Annotated in this window: 16 protein-coding genes; 8 read left to right on the forward strand and 8 right to left on the reverse strand. The window is 56.1% G+C overall.

Annotated features, from left to right (window positions below):
- The 3 genes from AC6IZD_RS12375 (at position 1) to AC6IZD_RS12385 (ending at position 1,914) form a co-directional block, all read left to right on the forward strand.
- Positions 1 to 183, forward strand: coding sequence for a hypothetical protein (locus tag AC6IZD_RS12375; RefSeq protein WP_497783624.1), 183 nt, complete (start codon positions 1 to 3; stop codon positions 181 to 183).
- Positions 184 to 413: 230 nt separating this feature from the next.
- Positions 414 to 1,472, forward strand: coding sequence for a DnaJ C-terminal domain-containing protein (locus tag AC6IZD_RS12380; protein ID WP_497783625.1), 1,059 nt, complete (start codon positions 414 to 416; stop codon positions 1,470 to 1,472).
- 55 nt (positions 1,473 to 1,527) lie between these two features.
- The gene (locus AC6IZD_RS12385; protein ID WP_497783626.1) at positions 1,528 to 1,914 is read left to right on the forward strand and encodes a MerR family transcriptional regulator; all 387 of its coding nucleotides are present in this window, start codon (positions 1,528 to 1,530) and stop codon (positions 1,912 to 1,914) included.
- A 75-nt stretch (positions 1,915 to 1,989) separates the two neighbouring features.
- Here AC6IZD_RS12385 and AC6IZD_RS12390 read toward each other — a convergent pair whose 3' ends face one another.
- Both AC6IZD_RS12390 and AC6IZD_RS12395 read right to left on the reverse strand, forming a co-directional pair.
- Positions 1,990 to 2,388: a MamS/MamX family magnetosome protein gene (locus AC6IZD_RS12390; RefSeq protein ID WP_497783627.1), complete on the reverse strand. Its 399-nt coding sequence runs from the start codon at positions 2,386 to 2,388 to the stop codon at positions 1,990 to 1,992.
- 270 nt (positions 2,389 to 2,658) lie between these two features.
- Complete coding sequence (locus AC6IZD_RS12395; protein WP_497783628.1) at positions 2,659 to 4,185, reverse strand: DUF4139 domain-containing protein; 1,527 nt, start codon at positions 4,183 to 4,185, stop codon at positions 2,659 to 2,661.
- A 297-nt stretch (positions 4,186 to 4,482) separates the two neighbouring features.
- Between AC6IZD_RS12395 and AC6IZD_RS12400 the strand changes: the two genes are divergently transcribed.
- From AC6IZD_RS12400 to AC6IZD_RS12410, 3 genes are all read left to right on the forward strand, one after another.
- Positions 4,483 to 6,246 (forward strand): sensor histidine kinase, encoded by a 1,764-nt coding sequence (locus AC6IZD_RS12400; protein ID WP_497783629.1) that lies wholly within the window; start codon positions 4,483 to 4,485, stop codon positions 6,244 to 6,246.
- Positions 6,247 to 6,249: 3 nt separating this feature from the next.
- Positions 6,250 to 6,909 (forward strand): response regulator, encoded by a 660-nt coding sequence (locus tag AC6IZD_RS12405; protein ID WP_497783630.1) that lies wholly within the window; start codon positions 6,250 to 6,252, stop codon positions 6,907 to 6,909.
- Between the two features lie 113 nt (positions 6,910 to 7,022).
- On the forward strand, positions 7,023 to 7,409 hold the full coding sequence (locus AC6IZD_RS12410) for a hypothetical protein (protein WP_497783631.1): 387 nt from the start codon (positions 7,023 to 7,025) through the stop codon (positions 7,407 to 7,409).
- A gap of 70 nt (positions 7,410 to 7,479) precedes the next feature.
- Here the strand turns inward: AC6IZD_RS12410 and AC6IZD_RS12415 are convergent, their stop codons facing one another.
- Positions 7,480 to 8,181 carry a DUF4142 domain-containing protein gene (locus AC6IZD_RS12415; protein WP_497783632.1) on the reverse strand — a complete coding sequence of 234 codons (702 nt, stop codon included), beginning with the start codon at positions 8,179 to 8,181 and terminating at the stop codon, positions 7,480 to 7,482.
- Between the two features lie 152 nt (positions 8,182 to 8,333).
- Positions 8,334 to 8,825 (reverse strand): hypothetical protein, encoded by a 492-nt coding sequence (locus AC6IZD_RS12420; RefSeq protein ID WP_497783633.1) that lies wholly within the window; start codon positions 8,823 to 8,825, stop codon positions 8,334 to 8,336.
- Positions 8,826 to 8,971: 146 nt separating this feature from the next.
- Here AC6IZD_RS12420 and AC6IZD_RS12425 point away from each other — a divergent pair, with 146 nt between their 5' ends.
- The gene (locus AC6IZD_RS12425) at positions 8,972 to 10,576 is read left to right on the forward strand and encodes an energy transducer TonB (RefSeq protein ID WP_497783634.1); all 1,605 of its coding nucleotides are present in this window, start codon (positions 8,972 to 8,974) and stop codon (positions 10,574 to 10,576) included.
- On the opposite strand, the gene AC6IZD_RS12430 is transcribed toward AC6IZD_RS12425, so the two are convergent.
- The 3 genes from AC6IZD_RS12430 to AC6IZD_RS12440 form a co-directional block, all read right to left on the reverse strand.
- The gene (locus AC6IZD_RS12430; protein ID WP_497783635.1) at positions 10,577 to 12,820 is read right to left on the reverse strand and encodes a hypothetical protein; all 2,244 of its coding nucleotides are present in this window, start codon (positions 12,818 to 12,820) and stop codon (positions 10,577 to 10,579) included. It abuts the gene before it with no gap.
- A gap of 102 nt (positions 12,821 to 12,922) precedes the next feature.
- The gene (locus tag AC6IZD_RS12435; protein WP_497783636.1) at positions 12,923 to 14,491 is read right to left on the reverse strand and encodes a M28 family peptidase; all 1,569 of its coding nucleotides are present in this window, start codon (positions 14,489 to 14,491) and stop codon (positions 12,923 to 12,925) included.
- A gap of 167 nt (positions 14,492 to 14,658) precedes the next feature.
- A complete protein-coding gene (locus AC6IZD_RS12440; protein ID WP_497783637.1) occupies positions 14,659 to 15,690 on the reverse strand; it encodes an A/G-specific adenine glycosylase in 1,032 nt (343 codons plus the stop codon).
- A 93-nt stretch (positions 15,691 to 15,783) separates the two neighbouring features.
- Here AC6IZD_RS12440 and bamJ point away from each other — a divergent pair, with 93 nt between their 5' ends.
- Positions 15,784 to 16,518: a BamJ family beta-barrel-assembly machinery protein gene (bamJ, locus tag AC6IZD_RS12445; protein WP_497783638.1), complete on the forward strand. Its 735-nt coding sequence runs from the start codon at positions 15,784 to 15,786 to the stop codon at positions 16,516 to 16,518.
- Between the two features lie 64 nt (positions 16,519 to 16,582).
- On the opposite strand, the gene tes is transcribed toward bamJ, so the two are convergent.
- Complete coding sequence (tes, locus tag AC6IZD_RS12450) at positions 16,583 to 18,226, reverse strand: tetraether lipid synthase Tes (RefSeq protein WP_497783639.1); 1,644 nt, start codon at positions 18,224 to 18,226, stop codon at positions 16,583 to 16,585.
- Between the last annotated feature and the right edge of the window lie 243 nt (positions 18,227 to 18,469).

Consider the following 18,469-nt stretch of genomic DNA (forward strand, 5'->3'; position numbering starts at 1 on the left):
ATGAATTTTGAAGTCAACGGCATCCCGTACTATCTGACGTTCGACCAGGGACAGGCGGAGTGGTTTTTGTTAACGCCGTCTCGCGCGGGCATCGAGTCAGTGGACATCTACCATGACGGAGCGCTGCTGACTGGGCCAGCAAAGCCAGAGCAGTCCAGTGGCGGCGCAACCTGCATGAATTAGAGTTCCCCGAATCGGTGTTATGAAGTGAGACTGCCCCTGCCGGCAGCCGCCTGCATGGTGAGCGTCCGGGCAGGGGCATCGTTTTGGAGTAAAAAGTTTGGGCTTAACGACGAGTTCTGACGATAGATAGAGCAAGCCAGTCCGGAACGAAGAATTCCTTGGTGCAGATGCCACGGAGAAGTATTCTGGACTGCAAGGATTTGTCCACGGAGACGAGCGAGTAAACAACAATGGCCGCAACGGATAAAAAAGACTATTACGCCATTCTCGGATTGAAAAAGACGGCCACGGCTGATGACGTGCGCAAGGCGTTTCGCAAACTTGCGCGCAAGTATCATCCCGACGTAAATCCGGGCGACAAAAAGGCGGAGGAGAAGTTCAAGGAGTTGTCGGAGGCCAACGACGTCCTGAGCGATCCCAAGAAGCGGAAGATCTACGACCAGCTCGGCTTCTACTCGGACAATATCGACCCGAAGGCTGCCGAAGCATACGCCCAAAGTGGCGCGGGTGCGGGCAATCCTTTCGGCGCCGGTAATCCGTTCGGTGGCGGGAATCCGTTCGGCGGATTCAACCAGCGTGGCCAGAATGTCGAATTCGATTTGCGCGATTTCGATTTCGGTGGTGATTCGCAACGTGGAGGCCATGCTGGCGGCTCCAGTTTCCGCGACATCTTCTCCGGCATCTTCGGCGGGGCCGCGGCACAGGAACCGATGCCGTCCTCCGGCTCCGATGTCGAGTACAAAGTTCAGGTACCTTTCTGGGAAGCGATTCGCGGCGGCGAAATGAAGCTCAATATCCAGCGCCCGTCGTCCATGGGGCGCATGACGCCCGAGCCGATTTCGTTCCGCATCAAGCCTGGCACCCGCGATGGACAGCGCATCCGGCTTGCAGGAAAAGGAAATCCCGGAGCGCGTGGTGGCGCTGCCGGCGATCTTTATATCATCGTGCAGATCGGCGAACACCCCGTTTTTCAACGTGAAGCCGACGACATTTACATCACAGTCCCGATCCTGCCATGGGAAGCCGCGCTCGGAGCAAAGGTTGAGGTGCCGACAATCGATGGCCGCGCCATGTTGCGCATTCCACCCGGTACCCAGAGTGGACAAAAGCTGCGCATGCGCGAGAAGGGTGTGCCCTCAGCGACGAAGCCCGGCGTGACCGGAGATCAGATTGTTAAGATCCGCATCGTTGTGCCCGAAATACCGAACGTCGAAGCCAAGGAACTGTGGCAGAAGCTTGAGAAGCTGCATCCCGACAATCCGCGCGCGGAGCTGTGGAGCAAGATATAGCTTCAGGATAGGCAATCAGCAACTCGCAAGCTAGAATGTTAAGCAAATTCGACCTATGACGAAACGAAAAGGCAAAGGCGCATACATGATTTCGGTGGTGGCCGAGATGTATGAGATCCACCCCCAAACATTACGCCTGTACGAGCGGGAAGGATTGCTGAAGCCATCGCGAAGCGACGGAAACACACGTCTTTACACCGAGGATGATCTCAAGCGCCTGGAATTCATCCTTTCTCTTGCGCGCGACCTCGGCGTCAACATTGCTGGCATCGGAATCATTCTCAATATGCGCGAGCGCATGGAGCAGATGCAAGTTCAAATGCAGGAATTCGTGAAGTACGTTCAGCAGGAAGTCATGACCCGAGCCAATCAGGCGATGCCGAAAGAGGGTCTTGTGCCTCTCCGCCGCCCTGTTGTGATTCCGCCCGGCAAAAAGAAATAGCAGGGTTTAGCAAAAAACAAAAGGGTCGCTCTCGCAGCGGCCCTTTCTCTATTCAACCTCGCGAAACTTTGCGTTCTACTTGATCCACCCAACCCACACGGGTTTCCCTTTTTCGTCGCGCATCACCATCACGTCGCCTTTGCGAGTCACTTCGCGCACGAGCATCAGTTGATTGCCATCCACCGTCACTGGCGCGGCTACGACTTGGACTTCATCACCTTTTTCGAAGGTGATCTCCATTTCCTTCAGGAATTTCTGCGGTGCGACCCACAGGTCAACTGCGCCCTTGTCGCTTGAGATCAAAAGGTGGACAGTGGAATCTCCGTCCGTTTTAACTTCCTGCACAACGCCCTTGATCTTAATTTCGCTGCTCTTGTCGTATTTGAGCGTCGTCGTCGCACTTGCCAACGTGAACGCGATCAGAACAGTCACTGCGATTACCAATACCGATTTGAAGGAAGCCGGCCGAAACATGGTTTACTTCTCCTTTCGGAGGCAGGTATCGGGCAGTCGCAGCACGTTTCTGCTGAATACTGCGGCGCGCGGGTGGTTGGGCTTTCATTCCTGTCTCCCAACCCGGCGGGCGACGGACACATCCATCATCGCTCGTTTCAGGTCGCAAACAACGTAGTCCGCAACTCTATTTTGCTCAGTGAGGCCTATCACATCGGCCCGTGATCATGAACCTGATTGGCCGATCACTGCAAGCTGCTGTTGATCTTTTCTTCTTACCCTTCGATCTCCCTACCACGTGTAGTGAACCGTGTAAATCACGGTCTGCGAACCCTCGGCCGCGATCTGCACTGGAAACTCGATCGTATTGCTGTCGCGCTTATTGAAGGGTGCCGATTTGGAGGTGATGTCCCAGTTAGCGCTGCGGTATAAGTGCTCCTGGACGATTACTTCCACCGGCTCCTTACGATGATTCTTCACCGTGATTTCAAACGATTCGTCGGCCCACATGTGGGCATTCTCAACCTTGAAGTCCGTGCGCCGTCTCTGGCCGGTGATGTCGAATGCGTTCCCTGTGTAGAGACGCAAAGTCTCACCGCGAGGCGTGTGGTCGATCGTGTTTTCACCAATAAACTCCAGTTGGCCACCTTCGTCCTGACGGTAGAACCGCACCCTGCCTTTCGGCAAAGGCATGCCGAGACCGTTTTGCTCCGTGTTGAGAATCTCGCGCATTACCCAAACCTTGGGCTGCGAATCGACGCCGAAACTACGTTGCTGCATGAAGTATTCCGGCTGCAAGTACTGGCCCGGCTGCGGCTGCCAACTGAATCCCGAGTAAACATAAACACGCTTGCTGGGGACATGGCTCTTGTGCAGGAATTCAACCTGTTTGTTTTCGCCATCCTTGATCGTTGCGGGACGTTCAAGCGTGTACAGGTGATATTCGTCGAATTCCTTCTCCGTGACTTGCGGTTGGGCTACTCCAGCTATTACCGCCCCACGGGGTATTCCGCCACCCACGCCCCCGCCAACGCCCTGGGGCTGAATCTTGCTGACGTCACCTGCCATGAGTTTTATGCGTGCATTATCGAAGGATTTTCCGCTGTGGTTGTTGAGCGAAACCCATCCAATCAAATCCAGTGCGTCACCCGTCGCAGGGGCGATAGCGTTATAGTCGGCCTCCCAAGTCATTCCGCCGCTCACATAACTGAGTTCGCAGGTTGTGCTGCCCGCGGTATCGCTTTCCAGTTGCCAGTTGATCTGCGGATGCAGAATCGAGGGGTCGGCAGGAGGTGGAAACAGCGGTGTACCGGGCATCGAGAAACGTAGCTGGCCGTCGACCTGGAAAATTGGCTCATCAGCATGCGCCGTGGGCTGCCCGTAGTAAGTACCTTGAGCGGGAGTGTTCCCATAAACGCATGGAGTATTCGGAGTGCAAAGCCTACCTGCTCGTATGATTTTTGCCGGAATGATCTTACTTTCGCCACCGCTGCAGGCAAGGAAATTGATAGTCTGGCCTTCAAACATTGAAAGCATCTGCTGTTGCGAAATAGGCGGCTGATAGGTCTGCTCAACCACCCGAGGCGCACGCCGTGGCGTACAGTCGCGCAACATCACGGAGCCGGGTTCGAGTTGCGCGGTAACTCCGCCGAAGTGGACCGTATTGATGCCTGCTTTGAGGTCAAGCTTGATGTGGTCGCGGATAACAGCGAAGTTCTGGTTATAGACGGTAAGGGCTGGGCCGTCAGAATCTGGAGTTGCCGCTTGTGCGCCAAAAAGTGGGGTAAGGACGAGCAGAATTGGAAGCCAAGGCTTCATCGTTCTCTCCTGTTCAGAAAGTGGACACCGAACCAGAGTTGAAACGACTATACTCCCGCGAGAGCGACGTGCGTAGTCGAGACAGATTCCTGATTCCTATTCACCGGCCAAGCCAGTCCTGTTACGCGACATAAACACACGTTGAGTAAGTTCGCGGAAAGATTCACTCCAATCCAACACCTCCGCAGCGCGTCCAATTAAGTCCAAATTGATCCGGAGCTTCATTCAGGGTTGCTCGCCCGCTGAATTCAGGAAATAATCACACATTGAGTTTTCCCCAAAAGCAGGAAACGATAAGTGCGCTGGCCTTTCTCCTACCGTTACCTCACGCGCCTCGACGTCCCCACAACGGCGTCCGAGCGTACTCGCGTGGAATCGGTGCTTGGAGCGTTGCGCGCGGTGCTCGCTGTACTCGCGCTCATTGCCTTCTCCATGGAGACGCCCGAGCCCGCTAGGTTTGCGCGCGTTGTTTATGTCCTGCTCGTCATCTGGGTACTGCACAGCGTTGCGGTTTACATCTGGGTTTCGAATCGCCCCATCACTCGAGTCGCCCTGGTTGCGCTGCACATAGGCGACATCGTCTGGCCTACCCTGATTACCGCTTTCTCCCACGGTTCCAGCTCTCCGTTTATCAGCATGTACTCTTTTGCGTTGATTGCGGCTGGCTTTCGCTGGGGCTTCCCTGAGGCGCTTTTGACTTCCGTATGTGGCAGCATGGTTCTGGAAATCGAGGCCTTCTGCTTGCGCGGCACTCCCTGGGGAGAATACGAAGGCAATCGCCTTCTGGCTCGTTCCGCTTATCTTTTGGTTCTCGGATACCTGATTGGAATTCTCGGCGAAAACGAAAAGGAACGCCGCGCTGAATCCGGCGTAGTAAACCGATTGCTACACGCTGCCCGCACAGAACACAGCATGGGCCTTGTTGTGCAGACGATCTGCGATGAATTCCTGAACCTGTTTTGCGGAAGGCGAGTTTTTCTCGTCACACACGATCTGACTACCGACCGGGTTTACCTTTGGGAAACCGACACCGACCACGGATACGATACCAAGTCGTATTTCAGGGAAATCGATACTGACGATCGTCTGCAATATCTTTTGCCCGACAAACCTTCAGCATTCTTCTGTAGCAAAATCTCACCGACCGCGCTCCGCATGCTCACCCTCAGTCCGAAGGCGCAAGCTCACGTGGTGAACGAATGCATTCCCGAACTTCCGTTCTTGCCAGAGAACACGGATTCACTTCTGGGCGTACGTTCTAAACTCGGCCATGAATGGAGTCTGCGACTGTTTATCGCTGATGCCAAGTTGGGGAGAAATATGCTCCAGGAACTGGCCTTTGCCAGCGCCCTGTTCGAGCAAGCGGCCACCGCCACATACGGTGTCTATCTCACTCGGCGACTTCGCGCCCGAGCCGGGGCTCTTGAGCGTGCGCGTGTCGCGCGCGAACTCCATGATGGCGTTGTGCAATCGCTGATCTCGGCAGAGATGCGAGCCGACATTCTCCGACGCCGCGCAGAAAAACAATACCCGCCCATTGCACCTGAGGTAGGCTCTCTGCAAAGCCTGCTTCGAATTCAGGTCGCCGAACTCCGCGAGCTTATGCATCAACTGAAGCCTGTCGAGGTAGAACCCGATCAGTTGCTCGATCACCTCGCCGAACAGGTTGACCGGTTCCGCCGTGACTCAGGAATTTCTGCGCGCTTCGTCTCTACCGCTGAAGATATTCACCTCACGACACACGCATGCCGCGAAATACTGCTGATCGTTCGCGAAGCTCTGGTCAACGTGCGCAAGCATGCCAAAGCCGAAGACGTGCTCGTCACCTTCGGGCGACAGGACGGCTTCTGGAGATTGAGCATCAGTGATGATGGCGTTGGCTTCGGCTTTGAAGGTACACTGGCGGGAGCAGAGTTGATGAGATCCGCCCGGGGCCCGGCAATCATAAAAGAACGCGTTGCCAATTTAGGCGGAGAACTGTGCATCAATTCGCAGGCTCCACGTGGTTCGCAGTTGCTGATCAAGCTTCCACTGAAAAGCTACATCTCACATGGACAGTAAACGATGGATAACAAAGTAACCCTGATTATTGCCGACGATCACACGATCTTTCGTGACGGCCTACATCGCCTGCTCGATCTGGAAGAAGGTTTCGAGGTAATCGGAGAAGCTGCCAACGGAGCCGAAGCCGTTGCCATGGTGAGCAACTTTCACCCTTCGATTCTGCTCCTCGACCTCGCCATGCCCAAGTTGCCGGGTATCGAAACTCTGCGCGAGCTTTCGCAACAGAATCTCTCCACCCGTTCCATTCTTCTGACTGCCGCAATCGAGCGCCGACAAATTATCGAGGCGCTGCAGATGGGTGCTTGGGGTGTGGTGATGAAGGAGTCCGCGACAGAGCTCCTCCTCAAGGCGATCCGTTGCGTCATGGATGGCAAATATTGGGTTGGTCGTGAGCCTGTAACCGACATGGTCCAGTACCTTCGCGAACAAACCGCGCTACTCACGCCGTCGAAAGCCCGCACCATGGGCATCACTCGTCGCGAAAGCGAGATTCTGAGCGCCATCGTGGCTGGTCTCAGCAACAAGGAAATCGCACAGAAGTTCGCGCTCAGTGAAGACACTGTGAAGCATCACCTCACCAATATTTTCGACAAAGTTGGTGTATCCAGCCGCCTTGAACTTGCTCTATTCGCAATCAACAACCAGCTCATTGAGAACTGATTTCGGGGCCTTAGTTCTGTAGTGGTAGCTCCAGATTTGTCACGTGGTGGCGTGAGTTCCATCACATCCTGAACCCGCCCGCTGCGCCACACTTTACGCGATTGGAGGATTCCATGCCCCCGACCGTGAGTGACACGCTGCAGGTACTCCGCTACGAGCTAAATTATTTGGAACTAGGCGGTATGGAGCGAAACTTGGAGTTAGCTTCTGCTAAGTCGCCATTCCAGGGGACTTTCGCTTGCCTGAACTTCAAGGATCCCGTCCGGGCGCACGCCTGCACAGAATGTGCTCTCTTTCAATTCGTTCCGGAACATGAACAATCTGAGGAATTGCCCTGCCACTACATCCCTCTCAACGACCTCGGCGAAACCGTTGCTGGGCTTCTCGTCCAGGATCGTCGCAAGATGATCTTTGTGCTTGAACAATGGCTTCGGAAGACAATCGCGACACTCGAAGCCTCTGAGACTTCAAATGGGAACGGCACAGTGCAGCAGCAATAGCTCTATCCTTCTCCGCTCGCAAATAAGGGGAGCCGCATGGCTCCCCCCTTTTTTGCTAATTCCAACGCAGCTATTGCTGCTGAGAACTCATTGACCCTGCGCTCTTTTTGCCCGTGCTGGCGCCCACCTGCGATGCAACCTGCTTTGCTGTGGACAGGTGCTGCTCAAGAATCGGCAATGTCTTCTGCGCCCAGGCCTTCACTTCTGGATCCTTGCCATTCTGAGCTTCCTTCCGGAACTCAGACACGTCGGACTCGTGGTCTTTCACCATTCCCTGCATGTACGACTTGTCGAACTCCGCTCCAGTCTTCGATTGGAGCATCTTGGCTTCGTGCTTGTCTTTCATGTTTGGGCTTGTCGGCAGCGTGATCCCCTTCTTGTCCGCGATCTGTTTCAGTTCGCTGTTCGCCTGAGAGTGATCCGTCACCATCTTGTCGCCAAACTGCTTTACCGCATCACTGCCACCGTTCTGCTTTGCGAGATTCCCCAGCGTAACCTCAGCCACTCCGCCTTGCGCAGCCTTGGTGATGAACGCGTGATCGGGGCTCTTCGCTGCGCCTCCACTCATGCTGTCGGGCATCGTATTGGTGTCTGCCGAAGCGTTGCTGCCCATCGTGCCCGGCTGCCCCATTGTTGTTGACTGGCCTTGCGGCCCCATTCCCTGCTGTCCCATGCCCTGCTGTCCCGGACTTGCTGTGCCGCTCTGGGCCATACACATACCGCCCAGAGTAGCGACAGCCAGAGCATGCAAAATCATTCGTTGTGCCCTCATTCGGACTCTCCTTTTGTATCTGTTAAGACGAGTGGTTTGTCCCTTTAGAGAGGCTTGTAATGCGGCGTGTTGCACAGGGAAACGGCATTGCAGATGCAATAGCATCAGCGACACCTGTCGCTCGGGCAGTGAATTCAGGAAGCAGGATTTCGCTACTCTTTGCTGCTGCTGGCGCCCTTCGTGGCGTTTGGTTCCACATCCTGCGGGAAGGACCTGATGGTCAGCGCCTCTGACTTTTCAGTGTCTTTGCCGTCAGCAGTCGTATGGTGCACAGTCAATTTGCCCTTGATAATCCAGTATCCTTCGTCAGCGGGCGTCTTTGCCGGCCCACGTTCAACGTTTCCAGAGAATTGGTACCAAACTCCATCGGCCGACTTTGTTCGGAAGCTCAATACGTTGCCGTCCAACTTCGCCTCGGCGAAAAACTGGTCGATGAACTCAGCCTTCTCCAGGTCCTCATCTTTGAAGTGCGAAACCAGCCCTGTCACTCTGCCATCGTTCACTTCGATCTGTACAAACTCGCCTTCGTGAACAAACGAGTACAGCCCAGTGATGTCTCCCGGCTGTGGCTGCGCCGCCGAGGTTCCCTGTGCTACTGCACCAAGAACCAGTAAGAATAAAGCGATTCCAAGAGCTTTCTTCATGTTGCAATTGAGTATAGTCGAGCACCGGAAATTCAGCGCTATTCAAGGCTCGCGATATAATCCCGAACTTACACGTGGCACCCAGATCTCAAATCCGGAGCCAGAACAGCACTCCTGTCCAGGGCGCAAGCCTGGATCGCGACCAAGTGCGACTCCTGATCGCTTGGCCCAATCCTTTTGCTGTATTCGCCGAGAACCTTATCCAGCGAATCTCCGGCCGGGTCACGCCGCGAAGGTTGACCACCACGGCTCCTGCATACGATTTCTGGAGCGGCGTAGACCTCGCTACCCCAATCCCGGCACGCGGTCTGCTCGACTCCGTTTTCGTCCACGCTGTCCTGCTCGGAGCGCTCTACTCTGTTTCGATCTGGCCCCATCCGAAGGCGCATCTTGCCTCTCCACTCGCCCGCGCTGCACTGAACGGTTACACCATCAGCGAGTACCTTCCCGAGTTGCACGGCGCGGCGCCTTCTCGCCCAGCAGCCAAAGGCAAACACGACCCTGCTCCCGCAAAACAGGAAATCGTTTCACTCCCCGAGACGCCGGACAATTTTCGCCAGACCATCGTTGCGCCTCCGAAGGTGAAGCTCGATCGCGACATCAGTCTCCCAAACATCGTCGCCTACATCCCCGCAGCTCCGGTTCAACCACTCAGTGCCAGTCAGCAGGAATCGGCCAAGCTTCGCCTTCCGGCCTTCATGCCCCAGGTGGTTCAACCCGCCGCCGACACCAGTTCCCTGCGTTCCACGTCGAAGCTGCCGACATTCCAAACAGTTGTCATCGAACCCACGCCCGACGTGGCTACCGCCTCACCGCGTCTTGCACTACCCAGCTTCCAGCCCAAGGTGATCGAACCCGCCCCTGCTGTTAGTAACCTCGACCGCCGCGCCACGAACCTTGCGCACCTAGCCCCTTCGATTGCTGAGCCCATCCCTGAGTCGCCACAAGTCGCCAACGCGCAACGTGCTTCCGGCCAGATCATCGCTCTCAATCTGCATCCCGTAGAAGTTCACGGCCCGGTAGATATTCCTTCGGGCAATCGAAGCGGCACGTTCGCTGTTTCCCAAACTGGCCGACCCAATGCAACCGGAACTCCCGGAGCAGACGCCCCGACTGGTGCAGGGTCCTTAACATCGAAAGCGGCCGCGAATGCGCCAGCAGGAATCCACGTCTCTCCCGCCCTGCCGTCTTCTCCTGTCGCCGCTCCGAACTCAAACGGCACACATGCAGGTGGTGCCGACGCTGATACGCGCGCCAAACTCATGGCCGCAATGCATGCTCCGCTCGCCTCGATTCCACGCCAGCCGCTCGCCCACGAAAGCACAGAAGCTCGCAACGATGTCGAAAAGCGCGTCTTCGCCGGACGCCGGTCCTATTCCCTGCTCGTGAACATGCCCAATCTCAACAGCGCTACCGGCAGCTGGATCATTCACTTCGCCGAACGCGCTGCCAGCACACCGCACACAGCAATCGCCGCTCCGGAAGTCATCCGCAAGCCCGATCCTGCCTATCCAGCCGATGCAATTCGCGATGGCGTACAGGGCACGGTCATCCTCACGGCAGTGATTCGTGCAGACGGCAGTGTCGCCGATGTCGCTGTTGCGAAGAGTGTCGACCCACGACTCGACCGGACCGCCGTGCAGGCACTCTCGCACTGGGTATTTCGCCCTGCGCTCAAGGATGGTCACGCCATCGACCTGGAGGCAGTGTTCACTGTCCCATTCCGAACAAGTGCCGTTGCTAGGTTTTGATCAGAGAATTTGCTGTCCCGCCGCAGCGCCCGCGCGCTGGCTTTCGATCCTTGCGATCAGTTCGGGATTCGCACACACTTCGTAGTAAATGTAGTCGGCCCAGCGCACGAATTTGAAATCGCGCACTTCGACCTGTGCCGCTCTTCCCCTGCGCACGATAATCGGATGGAAAACGCCTGCGCTCACCGGAACCAGGCCGCGATAAAGTTGCACGTGATCCGATCCCCATGGCATCGGCAATTCCATCTCAAACTCTTCCAAAGAAATTTCGTTCTGCATCTTTTCAAATGCAGCCCTGGGCAGATGAATGCCGCCCACGTTATACGTGAGCAGAAAGTCTTCCAACGCTCCCGCCACCGCTTCTTCATCAGCAGTCTGAAACACAAACACGTTGAAGATCGGGTTGCTGTCCTTGACGTGGTGGCGCGCACGCTTGTGGCACGCACTCAAACGGTCACTCAGGTTCAATGCTTCCGAAATCATGACCTGGTGACTGCCATCCATCAAATACATCGGCGGAGAGCTTTGATACGCGATACCGATTCCGATCTCCAGCTTCGGCAACCCGCTTTGAGCCGATGTCCTGTTGTATGCCCGAACAACCTCCAGAATCTCCCGGGCCAGCACGCAAGTTTGAGCCACGCCAAATCCGCGCTCGCCTTCTTTCTCCATCATCGCGAGAATGACTGCGTCGCCCTCGATGAACACTTTCTGTGCCCCATACTTCGGCAACAGCTTGTTCACTGGCTCAAAGAAGTTCAGGCTGAAAAACGACGCCGGGTTCAGTCCCCGCTCCAGCAATGAGCGGGTCAGGAAACTTGAATCCCTCACGTCGGCCTTGAGCACCACATGGTTCTTGACGCGCTGTTCGACCGGGCGTTCCTCTTCCGGCAGCAAATACTCGTACAGGGTTCCGTTGATTTCCGAAAGCTCGCGCAGCCTTGAGTTGTGCAGCAGATTCACAGACTCCAGCGCACGCTCCAGCACTTCTAACTTCTTCACATCCCGGTGGAAGCGCGATAGATCGATCAGGTATCGTGCGGCGTATCTCATTCGCTCGTTGTTTCCCGCCGAGCGTACTCGCTGTGCCGCTGCCCGCAGTTTCTCCTGAGAGCGGCCCGCATGAGTCTCCAAAACCTCCTCGACCCTGCGCAGTTCGTCCTTCATGATCAGCGCACACTTCAACTGCTGGGGTGAAATCACCGCTCCATACTCTTCGATGATCGGCACCGTTTCATATGCTGCAACTACATACTGAAGCAGGTCCGCCTCTTCCAGCGCATCCACCCATGCTGAAGTAATCGCTCGCTGCGCCTTGGCCCGTGGCGAATCATCAGCCAGTCCGCTGAACATCAGTGCTTTTGCATTCTCAGGATTGTTCAGCAGTCCTTCAGCCGCATCTTCGCTTTCCGCCACATCAAGATCTCGCAGGAAGTGCTTTGCCAGCGAAGCCACTCGTATAAACTGGTCTCGGTCTCGGTCGAAGCTGCCAAAGAGCGCGTAATTCGTCGCCCTTATGAACGGATCGTTCCACGCATCGGGAAATAGCAGCCTGTTTGCCAGCACCTCGTATCCCGGCGGATCATGATCTCCAAAAAGCGAGTGCCTTGTGCTCGCCACGGTCTCGCGCTCGACCTCTGCCATTGTCGAAAGAACGTCTTCCGCAACCCGGCGCAGCACTTGTCGTTTATTCACCTGGAATCGCAGAAACCGGTCGCGCAGCACCATCTGGTGCAACTCCAGATGCCTCTCTGCGCGTTTCTTCAGCGTTTCGCGACAGCGTTCCAGGACGTTGCTGAATTGCAACACCAATTCCGTGCGCAGGAACTTTATCAGTCCCACGCGGCACAGCAGATCGAGCTCAATATCGTCTGCTTGTCGTGCGCGACGTAGAGACGCAAGCTGCAGTCCGCTTAGAGCCTGTTTGAATTCTGCTGGGTAATCGACTTCCGTTTTGGGTAGGGCGTCGCTCTTGATATGCGCGCGTCCATAAGGAGAATCCCCAAACGGATTCTCATCCTGCACTCGCGCCAGTTGTTGAACATCCCCGTGCTGCTCGATCAGGTTAGAAAGGTGAACGGACGCAATCTCAGCGAACTTCCCACTGAGATATACGTCCGATCGAAGATTATCGACACCCGCCACCAGCCCCCGAAAAGTGAGTTCCGGAACATACGGAGTCAGCGTGAACTGACCCGCAATTTCAGATATCTTCACCCGTCCGAAAAACGGCAGCGGCGACATGCGACCCTTCTGCTTCGCAGGGAATTTGTAAGCTGACTGTGCGACTTTACCACATCACATCCTTGGACGGGAGCAACAGTTTCACCGTGCTACCGAGTCACCTTACTGCTGTCCCAGAGCTTTTCGTGCCTTTTCGAATTCGTCTCCGGATTTCCACTGAACCATCTGCTTTTGCTCCGCCGCCCGATAGCCCAATGCAATCCCGAACCGTGCCATCACTGCGTTCGAGCGATAGTCGTAAGTGTCCTTGTATTCATCCGTCGGCTGGTGATAGCTCTTGTCCATTGCATCGCTGTTCGCCTTTACCCACGACTCCGGATGTCCACCAAAGTGGTCACCGGTTTCAATCGAGAAGGCCGGCACGCCCAATTTGGCGAAGCTGAAGTGGTCCGAGCGATAGTACCCGCCGTTTTCCGGATGCTCCGGTTCCAGTATCTTCAGCTTGAAGTCTGCCGCCGTTTTCTCAAAGATGTGCGTGAAGTCCGTACGCTGATATCCCTCAGCCTCCACTTCCTTCGGAATTCCCAGCGGCTTGATCGAGTCATAGTTCAGGTTCAGCACGATATCCGTTAGCGGCAGCGGCGAATGCTTGCCCAGGTATTCGGATCCCCACAATCCTTGCTCTTCGGCCGTCACGGCAGCGAAATACATCGACCGCTTCGGCTTTACCGGAGATTCTGCAACTGCACGCGCCATTTCGATAATCATCGCCGTACCGCTCGCGTTATCCAATGCGCCGTTGTAGATGTTGTCTCCCGGCTGATTCGGACGAATCCCCAGGTGGTCATAGTGCCCGGTGTAAACAATCGCCTGCTTCTTCAGCTCCGGATCCGAGCCGGTCACTTTGCCGATCACATTCTTTGACTCAAAATGCCGGATGTTCGTGATGACGTGCGCGTTCACCTTCAGCGGCAGCGGCATCGCCCGAAAACCCTTCTGCTCCGCCGACTTCATCAACGCATCCAGATTCTGTCCGGCGTCGGCCAGCATCGTGCGCGCCACATTCAACTGCACCCACGAAGCCATCGCCAGTTTTGGATCCCTATCGCCGGCCAAACCTGCGCGTTCTCCTGACCACGAACTGCGCACCACATCCCAACCGTAGCTTGCCATCTCGGACTTGTGGATCAGGATCACGCCTGCGGCTCCCCGCCGACCTGCTTCCTCAAACTTGTAAGTCCACCGCCCGTAATACGTCAAAGCCTTGCCGCCGAAATACTTCGGATCATCCGATGTCGGCTCGTTCACCAGCATCAGCAGGACCTTGCCCCTAACGTCCGCTCCGGCATAGTCATCCCACCCAAATTCCGGTGCCGTAATTCCATAGCCCACAAAAACAACGTCCGCATTCAGATCCGTCGTCTCATGCTGGTCGAGATTGAACACCACCACGTCGTCGAGCAGCTTCAGATCCATCACTTGCTTGGGAGTCTTCACTGCGACGGTCGTTCCGGGCAGCGTCGTCATGCCCACCATGGGAACCCGCTGGAAATACGTTCCGCTCTCGCCCGCCGGTTCTACGCCAGCCTTCTTGAACTGCTCGGCGATATACTGCGCTGCCAGTTCTCCGCCCTTGGAGCCGGTGCCGCGCCCTTCCAGTTGATCGCTCGCAAGATATTTCACGTCCGCGCGGATTCGTTCTTCCCGCACATTGTGCAGCGCCCCAAACATTCCGCTGGCCTGCTGACCGCCAGATACAACATGTCTTGCACGCGTGTGTTTAGCCGTACGAGCTGCCCCCACGCAACTCAATGCGATACAAACCAGAAAAACACCCAACACTCTGCGCATAGAAATGGGACTCCCAGTCCTCAGAATCTGAATGTACATTTTCGTGTTTATTGTACGCTGCTGCTGGCCTGTGGCGTGCCAGCCATCTTCCGCAAGATCTTCCTCGTCAGCCCCGTAATCGGCAACTCAAACGCTCGATTGCGTGCGACCCAGCGCCCATTCATTTCGCCGCGAGCACACAACGCTTTCAAGCTCAGTCGCACAACGCGCACCTCGTAGTCCGTGTCGGTGATCGAGTGCCTCACTGAACCAACCGTCTCCACATTGTCATCGGCCCCCGGCGTCCATTCCGGAAGCTCCCACATGCCCGCCATCTTCTGCTCATGCGATGCCCGCTGAACAAGGTACACGTGTCCGTTGCGCTCAATGAGCGCTCGCGTCAATTGAACTCGCTTCCTGGGCGCCTGCGCCTTGCTCGTTTCCATCCCCGGAGCCACGCACCACTTTCGCACCGGACACATCAGGCACTGCGGATTCAGCGGCGTGCAAACCGTGGCTCCCAACTCCATCATGGATTGGTTCCAGTCTCCGGGAGCACATGGGTCCAGCAATTCCTGTGCTCTCCGCCACGCCGTGCCATCAGTTCTTGGCTCGCCATCGAACCGAGTCAGCACGCGCTCCACATTGCCATCCACTACTGCGACTGGTTCGCCATGCGCGATACTCGCAATCGCCGCCGCCGTGTAACGCCCCACTCCGGGCAGGCTCCTGAGGCCTTCAGCAGTTTCCGGAATCTTTCCCCGAAGCTCCGAAACAACGACCTGAGCTGCACGATGCAGCATCCTTGCGCGCCTGTAGTAGCCCAGGCCGCTCCATCGCGTCAGGACACTTTCCTCGCTCGCCTGTGCCAGAGTTTGCACATTTGGAAACGCCTCCATGAACGCACGATAGTGCTCCAGGACGGCTGTTACCCGTGTCTGCTGCAGCATAATTTCCGACACCCAAACCCGATATGCGTCGGTATTTTCGCGCCAAGGCAACTCGCGCTTATGTTGTGCATACCAACCAAGAAGTGCATCGCGCAGCTCCGTCACGGGAGCCTTTTTCTTGATCTCTGGTTTTGCTGTTTCGTTTGCCATCCGTGAGCAGATTGTAACAAGCGCTGATTGCCCGAAGCTGTCCACCATCAACCAACTTTGCTCCACAAGAGGCTTTGTGTTCTGATGCTTTGTATGAAAATAAATTCAACCGCGGTTCTCTTACTTACTGCCAGCATGACGTTTGCTGTCAGCGCCATCGCCCAACAGACACCCGCCGCTAATGCGCCCGCAGCCACACCTTCCAGCACCCTGTCTGACAAAGACAAGGCCAGCTATGCCGTGGGTATGAGCGTCGGCCGTACTCTTGAGCGGGACGGGATGGATGTCGATCCGGCCATGGTGACCCGCGGCATGCAAGACACACTCAGCGGCGGCAAGGTGCTATTGACCGACGACGAAGCTCGCACCGCCCTCGCCAAACTTCAACAAGACGCACACGCCAAGCAGGAGACAAAGATGAAGTCAGCCGGTGACACCAACAAAAAGGAAGGCGAAGCGTTCCTCGCCGCCAACAAAACCAAGCCCGGCGTAAAGACGCTCCCCGACGGCCTGCAGTATAAGGTCGAAAAAGAAGGCACGGGCCCCAAGCCCTCCGCCACCGACACTGTCGAGTGCAACTATCGCGGCACCCTGATCAACGGCAAGGAATTCGACAGCTCCTACAAGCGCGGACAGGCCGCCACCTTCCCCGTGAATGGCGTCATCAAGGGATGGACCGAAATCCTTCAGCAGATGCCGGTCGGCTCCAAGTACCAGGTCTTCATTCCCTCCGAACTAGCCTACGGTGAGCGCGGCGCCGGTCCCGACATCGGCCCCAACTCTACCCTGATCTTCGAAATCGAACTCCTCGGCATCAAGGGCAAGTAAATCAGTTCTGCAGCAAGAAAAAGAGCCCGCCAACCGGCGGGCTCTCTCTTTGAAACCTTGAAACCTACTTATCGATCTGGACAAACTCAAACCGATCCAACTGCTCTTCGAAAGGAATCGAGAATTTCTTTTCGATCTTTTCGCGGTAGGTCGGGCCCGAGTTGTACGTGCAGAACGGATACAGCTTGCCGTCCGGCGCAGCGTAGTGAATCACGCAGCGCTTCACGCGCTCCACATCGTAGTTGTAGTTGTCCTGGAAGTGCATTCCGGCAACCAGCAGTGTGCGGTAGGTGAACGTGCCGTCCATACCGTCGCGGCCCAGCTTCTTGTTCGTCATGCCCTGGATCGTGTTGAGGAACTTCTCAAAGGTCAATCCCGGAGGTGCGAGCTCGGCCTTGAAGTGCTTCTTCAGATCCATCCAGCCCTTTGCGCCGTTGTAGTACTTGGCAAGGCCGGTGAACTTCTTGCGCGACAGTTCTTCGATATCCTGCAGCATCGAGGGAATGTCCACAAACTGCGTAACCGGAACAGCCTTCTTCGACTTTTCATCGACGAACATGTAGGTCCCGAGCGAGCAGTGCGGGTGGCTTGAAATCGTTGGCACGCCGCGCTGTTCAACCGCCGCAATCAGTCTGCTGAAAGGCACAACCGCGGTCAGCGGGAACCAGTCGTTATACTTATCGAACATCCCCGTCTGATCGCTCAGAGAGTGCGCTAGATCGGTCAGAGTGAAGCGCTTTGCTTCAAGTTCCTTCTTCGAGATACGGCCCGTAAACGCCACCGGCTGGAAGCTGATACCGCTCACCGTGTCGACGTTTTCGATCGCCAGCCGCAGAATGTCGCCCAACTGGTGATCGTTCAAGCCCTTCACAATCGTCGGCACGAAGACGATCTTCATTCCCGCCTTGCGGCAGTTTTCAATGCAGGCCAGCTTCTTATCCAGCAGCGCCTCGCCGCGAGTCTTCATGTAAACGTCGTCGCTGACGCCATCAAACTGCAGATACAGTGTCGCCAGTCCGGCTTCCTTGCACTTCTGCGCGAACTCCAGGCTGCTGCCGATCATGATGCCGTTCGTTGCGGCCTGCAGGTGGGTGAAACCCATTTCTTTGGCCATTGCCAGGATTTCAATGAATTTCGGGTGAATCGTCGGCTCGCCGCCTGAGAACTGAACCACGCGGCCATCCACCGGACGCTCGTTGCGCAGCGCCATCAACATCGTGCGCACCTGCTCCATATCCGGCTCGTACAGGTAACCTGCGGCGTTCGCGTTGGCGAAGCATACCGGGCAGGTCAGATTGCAGCGGTTCGTCAGGTCAACGTTCGCCAGTGCGCTGTGCGAAGTGTGCAGCGAGCACAGTCCGCAATCATCCGGGCACGAAGCCTCAGCGCCATTGTCCACTGCCGGATTGCTCAATCCCGCGTTATCGCCGAACTCCCACTCTTCCATCTTCAGATAGAGAGCAACATCCGAGTACACGCAATCCTTGAAGTCGCCGTGTACCGGGCAGGTCTTTTCCATCATGACCTTGCCGTTCTCTTCGAAAATGCGCGCCGGGATCTTCTGCACGGGCTCGCATTCCGGGCAGAGCGAGGTCGTCGTCTTTGGTAACCCCTTCTGCAACTTCTGAATTGCACCACCAGTCAGCGTCTTTTCAGGTTGCAAAATCTTAAAATCCGGCCGTTTCGCCGATGCAAATGGGGTGCTCAAGGCTTGTCTCCGCTCTACTTGAATTAGTGGGTAGTAGATATACTCCCGCGTGTAACCAGTGTGCATGTTGCGTTGAACCCGGCACAGTGGCAGCGGTCACTTCCTTCAGTGAGGTCACTTTTCAGCGAATCGCAATTCTGAGCATTGAGTGGCGATTTCAGGAACCTAACGAACGCCTTCGGGGTCATACCTTTCAGCAGCAGAAAGTTTGAGTATCCAGGATGCGTTCATCGCCAGCATTTT

It is taken from the genome of Koromonas humicola (assembly GCF_059726255.1).

Bases quoted from the DNA above. Each gene is read 5' to 3' on its own strand.
- AC6IZD_RS12435 (WP_497783636.1), bottom strand. From the start codon at position 14,491: ATGTTTGGGGCGCTGCACAATGTGCGGGAAGAACGAATCCGCGCGGAC.
- AC6IZD_RS12375 (WP_497783624.1), top strand. From the start codon at position 1: ATGAATTTTGAAGTCAACGGCATCCCGTACTATCTGACGTTCGACCAG.
- AC6IZD_RS12405 (WP_497783630.1), top strand. From the start codon at position 6,250: ATGGATAACAAAGTAACCCTGATTATTGCCGACGATCACACGATCTTT.
- AC6IZD_RS12390 (WP_497783627.1), bottom strand. From the start codon at position 2,388: ATGTTTCGGCCGGCTTCCTTCAAATCGGTATTGGTAATCGCAGTGACT.
- AC6IZD_RS12410 (WP_497783631.1), top strand. From the start codon at position 7,023: ATGCCCCCGACCGTGAGTGACACGCTGCAGGTACTCCGCTACGAGCTA.
- AC6IZD_RS12430 (WP_497783635.1), bottom strand. From the start codon at position 12,820: ATGTCGCCGCTGCCGTTTTTCGGACGGGTGAAGATATCTGAAATTGCG.
- bamJ (WP_497783638.1), top strand. From the start codon at position 15,784: ATGAAAATAAATTCAACCGCGGTTCTCTTACTTACTGCCAGCATGACG.
- AC6IZD_RS12420 (WP_497783633.1), bottom strand. From the start codon at position 8,825: ATGAAGAAAGCTCTTGGAATCGCTTTATTCTTACTGGTTCTTGGTGCA.
- AC6IZD_RS12395 (WP_497783628.1), bottom strand. From the start codon at position 4,185: ATGAAGCCTTGGCTTCCAATTCTGCTCGTCCTTACCCCACTTTTTGGC.
- AC6IZD_RS12380 (WP_497783625.1), top strand. From the start codon at position 414: ATGGCCGCAACGGATAAAAAAGACTATTACGCCATTCTCGGATTGAAA.
- AC6IZD_RS12415 (WP_497783632.1), bottom strand. From the start codon at position 8,181: ATGAGGGCACAACGAATGATTTTGCATGCTCTGGCTGTCGCTACTCTG.
- AC6IZD_RS12385 (WP_497783626.1), top strand. From the start codon at position 1,528: ATGACGAAACGAAAAGGCAAAGGCGCATACATGATTTCGGTGGTGGCC.
- AC6IZD_RS12440 (WP_497783637.1), bottom strand. From the start codon at position 15,690: ATGGCAAACGAAACAGCAAAACCAGAGATCAAGAAAAAGGCTCCCGTG.